Source organism: Sphingomonas sp. 1185 (genome assembly GCF_040544655.1).
Classification (GTDB): domain Bacteria; phylum Pseudomonadota; class Alphaproteobacteria; order Sphingomonadales; family Sphingomonadaceae; genus Sphingomonas.
In genome coordinates this window covers 27,001-38,932 of sequence record NZ_JBEPKL010000024.1, presented here as the reverse complement: position 1 = coordinate 38,932, position 11,932 = coordinate 27,001, and the positions used below count along the sequence as shown (strand labels likewise).

The 11,932-nt window shown below is 64.7% G+C and carries 14 protein-coding genes; 5 read left to right on the top strand and 9 right to left on the bottom strand.

Going from position 1 to position 11,932, the window contains the following annotated elements; genetic code table 11:
- Positions 1–63 precede the first annotated feature (63 nt).
- A complete protein-coding gene (locus tag ABIC44_RS14800; RefSeq protein ID WP_354296299.1) occupies positions 64–687 on the top strand; it encodes a peptidylprolyl isomerase in 624 nt (207 codons plus the stop codon).
- Between the two features lie 7 nt (positions 688–694).
- Here the strand turns inward: ABIC44_RS14800 and ABIC44_RS14795 are convergent, their stop codons facing one another.
- The 8 genes from ABIC44_RS14795 to aroQ all read right to left on the bottom strand — a co-directional run bounded on the left by ABIC44_RS14795 (position 695) and on the right by aroQ (position 6,853).
- Positions 695–1,249: a hypothetical protein gene (locus tag ABIC44_RS14795; protein ID WP_354296298.1), complete on the bottom strand. Its 555-nt coding sequence runs from the start codon at positions 1,247–1,249 to the stop codon at positions 695–697.
- 304 nt (positions 1,250–1,553) lie between these two features.
- Positions 1,554–2,966 (bottom strand): type I glutamate--ammonia ligase, encoded by a 1,413-nt coding sequence (gene glnA, locus ABIC44_RS14790; RefSeq protein ID WP_307104423.1) that lies wholly within the window; start codon positions 2,964–2,966, stop codon positions 1,554–1,556.
- Positions 2,967–3,073: 107 nt separating this feature from the next.
- Positions 3,074–3,412 carry a P-II family nitrogen regulator gene (locus ABIC44_RS14785; RefSeq protein WP_007405799.1) on the bottom strand — a complete coding sequence of 113 codons (339 nt, stop codon included), beginning with the start codon at positions 3,410–3,412 and terminating at the stop codon, positions 3,074–3,076.
- 160 nt (positions 3,413–3,572) lie between these two features.
- The gene (gene arsC, locus ABIC44_RS14780; protein ID WP_354296332.1) at positions 3,573–3,908 is read right to left on the bottom strand and encodes an arsenate reductase (glutaredoxin); all 336 of its coding nucleotides are present in this window, start codon (positions 3,906–3,908) and stop codon (positions 3,573–3,575) included.
- Between the two features lie 99 nt (positions 3,909–4,007).
- The gene (locus ABIC44_RS14775; RefSeq protein WP_354296297.1) at positions 4,008–4,397 is read right to left on the bottom strand and encodes an HdeA/HdeB family chaperone; all 390 of its coding nucleotides are present in this window, start codon (positions 4,395–4,397) and stop codon (positions 4,008–4,010) included.
- A 162-nt stretch (positions 4,398–4,559) separates the two neighbouring features.
- Positions 4,560–5,909, bottom strand: a complete 1,350-nt coding sequence (gene accC, locus ABIC44_RS14770) for an acetyl-CoA carboxylase biotin carboxylase subunit (RefSeq protein WP_309703603.1) — start codon at positions 5,907–5,909, stop codon at positions 4,560–4,562.
- A 6-nt stretch (positions 5,910–5,915) separates the two neighbouring features.
- Positions 5,916–6,404 carry an acetyl-CoA carboxylase biotin carboxyl carrier protein gene (gene accB / locus ABIC44_RS14765; RefSeq protein WP_307104428.1) on the bottom strand — a complete coding sequence of 163 codons (489 nt, stop codon included), beginning with the start codon at positions 6,402–6,404 and terminating at the stop codon, positions 5,916–5,918.
- Positions 6,405–6,418: 14 nt separating this feature from the next.
- A complete protein-coding gene (gene aroQ, locus ABIC44_RS14760) occupies positions 6,419–6,853 on the bottom strand; it encodes a type II 3-dehydroquinate dehydratase (RefSeq protein ID WP_058746681.1) in 435 nt (144 codons plus the stop codon).
- Between the two features lie 115 nt (positions 6,854–6,968).
- Here aroQ and thiS point away from each other — a divergent pair, with 115 nt between their 5' ends.
- Positions 6,969–7,979, top strand: coding sequence for a sulfur carrier protein ThiS (gene thiS, locus ABIC44_RS14755; RefSeq protein WP_354296296.1), 1,011 nt, complete (start codon positions 6,969–6,971; stop codon positions 7,977–7,979).
- Positions 7,980–8,069: 90 nt separating this feature from the next.
- Positions 8,070–8,252 (top strand): CsbD family protein, encoded by a 183-nt coding sequence (locus tag ABIC44_RS14750; RefSeq protein WP_307104433.1) that lies wholly within the window; start codon positions 8,070–8,072, stop codon positions 8,250–8,252.
- A 215-nt stretch (positions 8,253–8,467) separates the two neighbouring features.
- Here ABIC44_RS14750 and ABIC44_RS14745 read toward each other — a convergent pair whose 3' ends face one another.
- Positions 8,468–10,117 carry a thiamine pyrophosphate-binding protein gene (locus tag ABIC44_RS14745; RefSeq protein WP_354296295.1) on the bottom strand — a complete coding sequence of 550 codons (1,650 nt, stop codon included), beginning with the start codon at positions 10,115–10,117 and terminating at the stop codon, positions 8,468–8,470.
- Between the two features lie 100 nt (positions 10,118–10,217).
- Here ABIC44_RS14745 and ABIC44_RS14740 point away from each other — a divergent pair, with 100 nt between their 5' ends.
- Positions 10,218–10,919, top strand: coding sequence for a CoA transferase subunit A (locus ABIC44_RS14740; RefSeq protein ID WP_354296294.1), 702 nt, complete (start codon positions 10,218–10,220; stop codon positions 10,917–10,919).
- Positions 10,920–11,067: 148 nt separating this feature from the next.
- Entirely contained in the window at positions 11,068–11,931 is an 864-nt protein-coding gene (locus tag ABIC44_RS14735; RefSeq protein ID WP_354296292.1) for an HAD family acid phosphatase, read from the top strand.
- Position 11,932: the final 1 nt, after the last annotated feature.

Below are 11,932 nucleotides of genomic sequence, written 5' to 3'. Positions count from 1 at the left end.
CCAGGAATATTCCTCGTCCGACATTCCCGTTAAGCTGGCTGAAATCGCCCATCGGAGACCCATATGATCGCGCTCCTCCCGTTCGCCCTGCTGGCCATTCAGGTCGCGCCCACCACGCCGACGGCACCGGCCACGGTCGAAGCCCCCAAGCCCGTCATGGTCCGGGTCGCGATGCAGACCAGCCTGGGGCCGGTCGTCCTCGATCTCGATCGCACCCATGCGCCGATTACCACCGCCAATTTCCTGCGCTATGTCGACCAGCACCGGCTGGACGGCGTGACCTTCTATCGCTCGGTCCGCGTCGCGCCCGATTTCGGCTTCGTCCAGTTCGGTATCCAGAACGAGCCCAAGCGCATCCTGCCCCCGATCGCGCATGAGCCGACGACGAAGACCGGCCTGAAGCATCTGGACGGCACCATCTCGATCGCGCGGCTGGCGCCGGGCAGCGCGCGGGGCGACTTCACCATCATGGTGGGCGCACAGCCCTCGCTCGATGCCGATCCCTCCAAGCCCGGCGACAATCTGGGCTATGCCGCCTTTGGTCATGTGGTCGAGGGGATGGACGTGATCCACAAGATCCTCGACGCGCAGACCGACGCGGCCAAGGGGCCGTTCAAGGGCGAGATGCTGGCCGCGCCGGTGAAGATACTGTCGGCCAAGCGGGTGACAAAACTGAACCCGCAATAAACAACACTCAGTCCTCTTTCCTGATGTGCTCTAAGGGTTTTAGGGGGAAATCTTGTTGAAATGTCCCAAAGTGTATGAGGAGGCGTTGCAAGCCGCTAAAATAATGCTGTCGGTTTGGAATGCGCATTACTCGTGACGCTGCATCCTCGCAGTCTAGGGCGAGGGCCCTTAACTCGCCAATGCACTCTTCCTCTATTTTTGCTTTTACAGTAAGCCAGTTGAGAATCTTTTCGTCATCTGGATTAGTTGATATTACGATATCAGTAAGAAGGCTGTTCCATTGTCTAAGCCATTGGCCATGGGCGGTTCCCTGTGGGCCTAATTTCAAAATGACCTGTGCAAGTGAAAGAAGGGTAACGGTGGCAGATCCTAACTTTGCCAACCAACCCGGCGAACCAGAGACAAGATCCGTGAAGGCGCTAGCGCCAGCTGCAATGGTTAACAGTGTTATGATGGTGTCAGTATTTGTTAAAAACGTGGCGCGTCTGCGATGATAGCGAGTAGAATACTCTGCTACATACTGCAGTTCATATCGCCGATCTAAGCGCTCCTCTTCTGTCAAGGCTTTCTAGGGCGGACAGGAGGAGTTTGATCAGAAGTTACCCTTCCAGCTCGATCCTTTTGTCCATCGGAAAAGTTGCCTGGGTTACTAGGTGATGGGCGATCGCGATCGCGATTGCCATTCCCATGGGATGGGCGGTTCTTGTCATCTGCGGCCATAAGGGTAGACTCTCCGATTTATACGTTTGGAGTCTAGGCTAACCATTGCAGGTCAGTCCTGCAATATGGATCGAACGAGAAGGCTTCCCAAAAAGAAAGGGGCCTTGCGGCCCCTTTCCCCGTAGTGACATCGTTCAGGGGCTGGATCAGCCGCTGTAGTACATGTCGTATTCGACCGGGCTGGGGGTCATTTCCCAGCGCATCACTTCGCTCATCTTCAGCTCGATATAGCTTTCGATCTGGTCCTTGGTGAACACGTCGCCCTTCAGCAGGAAGTCGTGGTCGGCGGCCAGCGAGTCGAGCGCTTCGCGGAGCGAACCGGCGACCGTGGGAACCTGGGCCAGCTCGGCGGGCGGCAGGTCGTACAGGTTCTTGTCCATCGCCTCGCCCGGATGGATCTTGTTCTGGATACCGTCCAGACCCGCCATCAGCAGCGCCGCATAGGCGAGATACGGGTTCGCCAGCGCGTCGGGGAAGCGCACTTCGACGCGCTTCGACTTCGGACCGGTGCCGTAGGGGATGCGGCACGAGGCCGAACGGTTGCGCGCCGAGTAAGCGAGCAGCACCGGCGCTTCGTAACCCGGCACCAGGCGCTTGTAGCTGTTGGTGGTCGGGTTGGTGAAGGCGTTCACCGCCTTGGCGTGCTTGATGATGCCGCCGATGAAGTACAGGCACATTTCCGACAGGCCCGCATAGCCATTGCCGGCGAACAGCGGGTTCTTGCCTTCCCAGATCGAGAAGTGGGTGTGCATGCCCGAGCCGTTATCTTCCTTGATCGGCTTGGGCATGAAGGTCGCGGTCTTGCCGTAAGCATGGGCGACCTGATGCACGACATACTTGTAGATCTGCATGCGGTCGGCGGTCTGGGTCAGCGTGCCGAAGGTCAGGCCCAGCTCGTGCTGCGCGGCGGCGACCTCGTGGTGGTGCTTGTCGCAGGGCAGGCCCATTTCGAGCATGGTGGTGACCATCTCGCCGCGGATGTCGACGGCCGAGTCGACCGGCGCGACGGGGAAATAGCCGCCCTTGGCGCGCGGACGGTGGCCGAGATTGCCGCCCTCATATTCGCGGCCGGTGTTGGTCGGCAGCTCGATATCGTCGATCTTGAAGTAGGAGGACGAATAGTTCGTGTCGAACTGCACATCGTCGAACATGAAGAATTCGGCTTCCGGGCCGACATAGACGGTGTCGCCGATGCCGGTGGTCTTCACGAACGCCTCGGCGCGCTTGGCGGTCGAGCGCGGATCGCGGGCGTACAGCTCGCCGGTCGACGGCTCGACGATGTCGCAGAACACGATCAGCATCGGGGTGGCCGAGAACGGATCGGTGTACACGGCGTCGAGGTCGGGCTTGAGGACCATGTCCGACTCGTTGATCGCCTTCCAGCCCTCGATCGAGGAGCCGTCGAACATCAGGCCGTCGGTCAGCTCATCCTCACCCAGGATCGAGGCGACCATGGTCAGGTGCTGCCACTTGCCCTTGGGATCGGTGAAGCGCAGGTCGATCCACTCGATCTCTTCGTCCTTGATCTTCTTCAGGATGTCGCTGGCCGTATTCGCCATGTGCCGTTCTCTCTCTGCTTGGCCGCCCTCCGGCGAAAGGCCGGGGCCGGTGATACGTGTTTAGCCGGGCCGAATGTCAGCCCGGTGACGGATGAGTGTCGGGTGCGTCAGATCGCCGCGTCGTCGCGCTCGCCCGTGCGGATGCGCAGCGCCGTTTCGACCGGGATCACGAAGATCTTGCCGTCGCCGATCCGGCCGGTCTGCGCGGCGGCGGCGATCGCCTCCACCACGCGCTCGGCCAGACCGTCCTCGACGACCACCTCCAGCTTTACCTTCGGCAGGAAGTCGACGACATATTCGGCACCGCGATAGAGCTCGGTATGTCCCTTCTGGCGGCCGAAACCCTTCGCCTCGGTGACGGTGATGCCGGACACGCCGATTTCGTGCAGCGCCTCCTTCACCTCATCGAGCTTGAACGGCTTGATGATCGCCTCAATCTTTTTCACGAGCCTGACTGTCCCCGATGATGTTCGAACCCTCGCCCGATCTCACGCGTTGCAGAGATCGTGCCAACTGGCTTCCCCTCGTGAGAGGGTAAGAAAATGGTCAGATTTGCGCCCGAAAAGCGGGCAGAAGGATGGATGCTGCTCAAATAATGGGCAGCGATCACAGGATGCCCCGCACGGCTTCGGGCGGGCGGCCGATGACCACGCCCTTGGGCGTCTCGACCAGCGGCCGCTCGATCAGGATGGGATTGGCGGCCATCGCGGCCAGCACGGTGGCGTCGTCCGCCTGTGCGAGCGCCTTCGCTTCGGCCTCCGCCTTGCGAAGCCCATCGCGGGGCGCCAGGCCAGCCTTGGCATAGAGGCGCGCGAGTTCTTCGACGGAAGGCGGCGTCTTGAGATATTCGACCACCGTCACATCGGCACCCGCGTCGTTCAGCAGGGCCAGCGCCTCGCGCGATTTGGAGCATCGCGGGTTGTGATAGATGGTCGCCCGAATGGCCATGAGCGGCTTATGCGCTCCGCAGCGGTGAAAGCCAAGGCTCTCGTGACCGGAAAGAGCGGGACGGGCAGGGGCCCGACCCGCTCGGAAATCCGCTTAGTGCTTCGCGGCGACCGGCATCCGTTTGAGCGCGCGGGCGACGGCGGTGGTGAAATGGTCGCCGGGCCGGGCCTTGCACTGGTCGACGACGACGGGCACGATGTTCTCGACCCCGTCGACGGTATAGGTCGGATGGGGCTTGCCCTTGGGGCCATAGTTCGCCGCATAGACGATCGCCTGCGGGCGGAAGCTTTCATCCAGCAGGCCGAAGTCGTGGCACGACACGGTTTCCAGCTTCTTGCCGGACTTGAGCACTTCGATCACGCGCACGCTGCCGTTCTTGCCGGGCACATGGGCCTGTTCATAGACCCGCTGCGCCATGCCGGCCGATGGAAGTGCGACGATGGCGAGGGCAGCCGAGGCGGGGAGGGGACGGAGAAGTTTCATCTGCGATACTCCTTTCATCAAAGGCACCGCAGAAATGCCGATTGCACAGGCCATGTTCCACCAGTGAAAAACTGTTCATCAGTCCTTCATTGATCGGGAAAACAAAAAGGGCGCCCGGTCCTGTGACCGAGCGCCCCTGATCGAACATGGAATGGGAAGGGGTCAGGCCTGCTTGGCCAGCCACTCCTCCAGCCACTTGATCGTATAGTCGCCCTTCTGGAACTCGGGATCGTCCAGCAGCGACTGGTGGAGCGGGATGGTGGTCTTCATCCCCTCGATCACGAATTCCTCCAGCGCCCGGCGCAGGCGGCGCAGCGCGCCTTCGCGGGTCGTGCCGTACACGATCAGCTTGGCGATCATGCTGTCGTAATAGGGCGGGACCTTATAGCCCTGATACAGCCCGCTATCGACGCGGACATGCATGCCGCCCGGCGCGTGATACATCTTCACCGTGCCCGGCGAGGGGGCGAAGGTGCGCGGATCTTCCGCGTTGATGCGGCATTCGATGGCGTGGCCGCGGAACTGCACGTCTTCCTGGCGCAGCGTCAGCGGATGCCCCTCGGCGACGCGGATCTGCTCGCGCACCAGGTCCAGCCCAGTGATCATCTCGGTCACGGGATGCTCGACCTGCAGGCGGGTGTTCATTTCGATGAAATAGAACTCGCCATTTTCCCACAGGAACTCGATCGTGCCTGCCCCGCGATAGCCCATATCGGCCATCGCCTTGGCGACCACGCCGCCCATGCGCGCGCGCTCCTCGGCCGAGATGATCGGCGAGGGGGCTTCCTCCAGCACCTTCTGGTGGCGGCGCTGGAGCGAGCAGTCGCGCTCGCCCAGATGGATCGCGTTGCCGTTGCCGTCGCCGAACACCTGGAATTCGATATGCCGGGGGTTGCCCAGATATTTTTCCATATAGACGGTGGCGTCGCCGAACGCGGCCTTCGCCTCGGTGCCCGCCTGCTGCATCAGCGTTTCGAGCTGATCCTCGGAGGGCACGACCTTCATGCCGCGACCGCCGCCGCCGCTGGCCGCCTTGATGATGACCGGATAGCCGATCTCGGCCGCGAGGGCCTTGGCCGTATCCAGATCCGAGATCGCGCCGTCCGAACCGGGGACGAGCGGCAGGCCGAGCGCGCCCGCCGTCCGCTTGGCCTCCACCTTGTCGCCCATCACCCGGATATGCTCGGGCTTGGGGCCGACGAAGATCAGGCCGTGCGCCTCGACGATCTCGGCGAACTTGGCGTTTTCCGACAGGAAGCCATAGCCGGGGTGGATCGCATCCGCGCCCGAAATCTCGGCGGCCGAGATGATGTTCGGGATGTTGAGATAGCTGTCCGTCGCAGAGGGCGGGCCGATGCACACCGCCTGGTCGGCGAGGCGCACATGCATGGCATCGGCATCGGCCGTGGAGTGCACGGCGACGGTCTCGATCCCCATCTCGTGACAGGCGCGGTGGATGCGAAGCGCAATCTCACCGCGATTGGCGATCAGGAGTTTCTTGATCTGCGCCAAGGCGGCTTACTCGACGACGACCAGGGGCTGGTCGAACTCGACCGGCTGGCCGTTCTCGACCAGGACGGCGGTGACGGTGCCCGCCGACGTCGCGGTGATCGGGTTCATCACCTTCATGGCTTCCACGATCAGCAGCGTGTCGCCCGCGGCGACCTTCTGCCCGACCGAGGCGAAGGGCTTGGCGCCCGGCTCGGCCGACAGATAGACGGTGCCGACCATCGGCGACTTCACCGCATTGGCCGAGACGGCCGGGGCCGAGGCGCCGACCTCTGCGGGTGCGGCGGCGGCGACGGGCGCGGCGGCCGGGGCAGCGACGGGCGCAGGCGCTGGCGCATAGCCCATCTGGGCGACGGCCGCGGCCTTGCGCGCGACGCGGATCTTGCGGTCGCCATGCTCGACCTCGATCTCGGTCAGGGCGGTGGCGTCGAGCAGCTCGGCGAGCTGACGGACGAGGTCGACATCGACCTTCATCGCTTGTTCAGTCTTTTCGGTCATGGGACGCGCTCCTGTCAGAACCGGGCCGCGGCTTCAAGCGCGAGCAGATAGGAATGCGCGCCAAAACCCGCGATTGTGCCTTTTGCGGCACGCCCGATGAAGCTCTCATGACGGAATGGCTCCCGCGCATGAGGGTTGGATAGGTGAACCTCGATCACCGGGGTCGTCACCGACTTGATCGCGTCATGGATCGCGATCGACGTATGGGTGAAGCCCCCGGCATTGAGCAGCACGGCCTTGGCCTCATAGGCCTGGGCCTCGTGCAGCCAGTCGATCAGATGGCCTTCATGGTTGGACTGGCGCATGTCGATCGCCAGATCGAGCTCGCGCGCCCGATCCTCCAGCATCCCCGCGATATCGTCCAGCGTGTCATGGCCATAGATATGCGGCTCGCGCAGGCCGAGCAGGTTCAGGTTCGGCCCGTTGAGGACATAAACGGTCGCGGACATCCGCACTCCCATGGTTGCGGCTCGGAATGGCCGGGCCTAGATCGAGGGCCTTCCTTAACCGCATGCCCTATCCCACGTCGAGCGGGCAGCGACTTGCATGGTAAGTGACACAGATATGCCCCATACCGATGGAACCGTGACGATCACCGTGAATGGCGAGCATAAGCGGGTAAAGGCGGGCCTGTCGCTGGCCGATCTGGCGAGCCAGCTGGGGCTGGTGCCCGAAAAGGTGGCGGTGGAGCGCAATCTGGAGGTCGTGCCGCGCTCGACACTGGCGCAGGTCGAGGTCGAGGATGGCGACGAGATCGAGATCGTGCACTTCGTCGGCGGCGGCGATCATGTCGCGCCCGTCGTCGACGATGATTCGTGGGAAGTCGCGGGGCAGCGTTTCCGCTCGCGCCTGATCGTCGGCACCGGCAAGTACAAGGATTTCGCGCAGAATGCGGCGGCGGTCGAAGCCTCTGGCGCGGAGATCGTCACCGTGGCGGTGCGCCGCGTCAACGTGTCGGATCGCAATGCGCCGATGCTGACCGACTTCATCGACCCCAAGAAGATCACCTATCTGCCCAACACGGCGGGCTGCTTCACCGCCGAGGACGCGATCCGCACGCTGCGGCTGGCGCGCGAGGCGGGCGGCTGGGACCTGGTCAAGCTGGAGGTGCTGGGCGAGGCGCGGACGCTCTACCCGGATATGGTCGAGACGCTGCGCGCGACCGAAATCCTGGCCAAGGAAGGCTTCAAGCCGATGGTGTACTGCGTCGACGATCCCATCGCGGCCCGGCGGCTGGAGGATGTCGGCGCGGTGGCGATCATGCCGCTGGGCGCGCCGATCGGATCGGGGCTGGGCATCCAGAACAAGGTGACGATCCGCCTGATCGTCGAAGGGGCCAAGGTTCCGGTGCTGGTCGATGCCGGGGTCGGCACCGCATCCGAGGCGTCGGTGGCGATGGAACTGGGCTGTGACGGCGTCCTGATGAACACGGCGATCGCGGAGGCCAAGGACCCGGTGCTGATGGCCCGCGCGATGAAGGCGGCCGTCGAGGCGGGGCGCATGGCCTACCGCGCCGGACGGATGGGGCAGCGCCGCTATGCCGATCCGTCGAGCCCGCTCGCCGGGCTTATCTGACATTAATTTCAGGGAACTTGCCGCGTAACAAAGGGTTCTATCTCCGAGTGTTCAACGGGATGTGACAATCCCCAGCAAATGGAGGCCCCGATGGGTGAGCTGACCGACAAGATCAAGGGCAACGTCAACGAACTGGTTGGCAAGGCCAAGGAAGCTCTGGGCGAGCACAACCATGACGCCGATCTGAAGGCGGAGGGTCAGGCCCAGCAGGTCGAAGGCAAGGGCCAGCAGGTCAAGGGATCGGTGAAGGGCGCGCTTGGCGACAACATCTGATCCTGCTATTCGCTTCTGACTAAAGCAATCAGCAACGAAACTCACCGCCTCGGCTCACGCCGGGGCGGTTTTGTTTTGCCTGGGGGCGATCGGGTGAAGTCCGGCTGGCGGTGGTGGCGTTGCTTGGATCGTATTGCAGGTGTCGGAATGGGACTTTTGCGTCCTTTGCTTGCCGCCCCGGCGAGAACCGGAGCGGAAGGCAGACGACGCCTGACCTAACGCTCGGCGATTCGCGACAGGGTGGTGGCGGGGGTGATGATCTCGATATCGGTCTTCAGGTGAAGCAGCCGCACGCCCGGCTCCGCCATCGCGCGCGACAGGGCGGGGGCGAAATCCTCGGTCCGCGTCACCGTCTCGCTCCAGCAGCCATAGGCACGGGCAAGCGCGGCGAAGTCGGGATTGCCGAGCCGGGTTCCCGCCACGCGGCCGGGATATTCGCGCTCCTGATGCATCCGGATCGTGCCATAGCCGCCATTATCGACCACGATCACCAGCATCGACACGCCATGCTGGACGGCGGTCGCCAGCTCCTGTCCGTTCATCAGGAAACAGCCATCACCCGCCAGGGCGACCACCGTCCGGTCCGGGTGGCGCAGCCCGGCGGCGGTGGCGGCGGGCACGCCATAGCCCATCGCGCCGCAGGTCGGAGCAAGCTGGCACCCCGGCTCGTACCGCCAATAGCGGTGCCACCAGCCCGAATAATTGCCCGCGCCGTTGCAGAGGATCGAGTCGGCGGGAAGCGCCTCGCGCATCGCCGCGACGCACTGGCCGAGGTCGAGCGTCACGCCCTCGCGCGGAGCCGGGTCGGGCCAGGCGCGATAGGCGGCATGGGCTTCGGCCCCGGAGGGATGCGGCGTGGCGGCCTGCGTCGCCAGCAATTCCAGCATGCCCAGCGCGCGGTCCACGTCGCAGCACAGGGCCAGATCGGTGCGATAGATGCTGTGCAATTCCTCCGGGTCGGGATGGATATGGACCAAAACCTGCCCCGGATGGTCCGGGGTGATCAGGCTATAGCCATCGGTCGTCGCTTCCCCCAGTCGTGCGCCCAGCACGATCAGCAGATCGGCCGCCTTGACCCGCGCGACCAGCGCAGGATTGGGGCCATAGCCCAGATTGCCCGCATAGACCGGGCAGGTCGCCGACACCGCATCCTGACGCCGGAAGGCGGCGACCAGCGGAATGCCGGCCGCCTCGCCCCATGATCCGGCCAGCGCCACCGCGTCGTCATTCCAGTGCGCGCCGCCGATGATCGCCACCGGGCGCTCGGCCTTTTCGATCAGCGCCTGCACGGCCATGACGTCCTCGATCCGCACATCCTGCGACGGGCGTTCGATACGGGGGCGGACATGGCCTTCGACCAGGTCGCACAGCATGTCCTCGGGCAGCGCCAGCACCACTGGGCCGGGCCGTCCGCTCATCGCGGTGGCATAGGCGCGGGCGACATATTCGGGGATGCGCGCGGCATCGTCGATACGAGCCGCCCATTTGGCGAGCGGCGCGAACATCGCCTGGAAATCGACCTCTTGAAACGCCTCGCGGTCGCGGGTGCCCCGGTCGACATCGCCGATGAACAGGATCATCGGCTGCGAATCCTGCCGTGCGACATGGACGCCGATCGCCGCATTGGTCGCCCCCGGTCCGCGCGTCACGAAGGCGATACCCGGCCGCCCGGTCAGCGTGCCGTCGGCGCACGCCATGAAGGTCACGCCGCCCTCCTGCCGACAGGTCACCAGGTCGATCGCGGGCGTGTCGTGCAGCGCGTCGAGCACGGCCAGGAAACTCTCGCCCGGCACGGTGAAAATACGGTCGCACCCCTGTTCGAGAAGCGCATCGACAAGCAGGCGTCCGCCGGTGATCTGGGTCATGGCGCCCAGCCTAGACCCGCTGCTTCGCAAAGCGCAAACGCCGGGTTGACCGGGCTCCACCGCTCCGCCTAACGCTCCGTCCATCATAGGGAGGACGCCCATGCAGAAGCTTTATCGCGACGCGGCCCACGCGCTCGACGGCTTGTTGTTCGACGGCATGACGATCTGCGCGGGCGGCTTTGGCCTGTGCGGCATCCCGGAGCGGCTGATCGACGCGATCGAGGCGGCGGGGACCAAGGACCTGACCATCGCCAGCAACAATGCCGGGATCGATGGCGTGGGGCTGGGCAAGTTGCTCCGCTCGCATCAGGTCAGGAAGATGATCTCCTCCTATGTCGGCGAGAACAAGGAGTTCGAGCGGCAATATCTCAGCGGCGAGCTGGAGGTCGAGTTCTGTCCGCAGGGCACGCTCGCCGAACGGTGCCGGGCGGGGGGCGCGGGCATCCCCGGCTTCTATACCAAGACCGGCGTCGGCACGAAGGTGGCCGAGGGCAAGGAAGTGAAGAGCTTCGACGGTGAGGACTATATCCTCGAACGCGGCATCCGCGCCGACCTGTCGATCATCAAGGGGTGGAAGGCTGACGAGGCCGGGAACCTGATCTTCCGCAAGACCGCGCGCAACTTCAACCAGCCGATGGCGACGGCGGGCAAGGTCTGCGTCGCCGAGGTCGAGGAGGTGGTGCCGCTGGGCAGCCTCGACCCCGACCAGATCCATCTGCCGGGCATCTATGTGAAGCGGATGATCGTCGGCGCGCCCTATGAGAAGAAGATCGAGTTTCGGACGGTCCGCGAGCGGGCTTGATGGTTGGGGCAGGCCCCTCCCGCCTGCGGGAGAGGGAGCGTATCTGGCGGAGGGGGAGTTCATGAAACGTCTGATGTTGAACCGTGCCGGTCGTCCCGCAACCTCTCCCCTCCCGCAAGCGGGAGGGGGTGGGGGTGGGCTCCCCGGCTTGAGGCTGGCCCTGACCCTCGCCGCCGCCCTTTCCCTGTCCGGCTGCGTCGTCGCGGTCGGCAACACCAGTCCCGCCCCTCCAGCCCCGGCGGCGAACCCCAAGCTCGCCGGGATGCAATATCTCTACGGCTCGGCCGAGGCGGACGCGATCTCGCGCCAGGCGTGGAGCGCGCTCGTCACCTATGCCGCCGACCAGGTCCGCCGCCCCCCGCGCGACAGCGTGGTGCTCCAGGAGGGCGCGACCCTCGACGATCCCCGGTTCCTGTCCTGTGCGGGCAAGCGCCCGGCGGCGGTGTTCGACGTCGACGAAACCGTCCTCCTGAACCTGGGTTTCGAGCAGGACGATCTGACCGGCCGCGCCGACCGCGCCTTTCCCGGCCGCTGGAGCGCATGGGAGAAAAGCGATGGCCGCGCCGTCCTGCCGACCCCCGGCGCGACGGCGGCGATGGCCGATCTGCGTGCGATGGGCGTGACCGTGATCTTCAACACCAACCGCGACGATGCGGCGGGCGCGGCGCGCGCGATCGATGCGGCGGGGCTGGGCCCGGCGGTGCATGGCGATACGCTGTTCGTGCGGACCGATACCGATACCGGCGACGGCAAGGACGCCCGGCGTCGACGGATCGCCGACCGCTATTGCGTGATCGCGATGGGTGGCGATCAATTGGGCGATTTCAGCGACTTGTTCAACGAAGCTGGCAGCGTGGCCCAGCGTCGTGCCCGTGCGGACGCCCCGCGCATCGCCGCCTTGTGGGGGCGCGGCTGGTTCGTCTTCCCGAACCCCGTCTATGGCAAGGCGCTGAAGGGTAGCGCGGACGACATCTTCCCCGCCGACCGGCGGTGGCACCCGATAGGAGAATAGT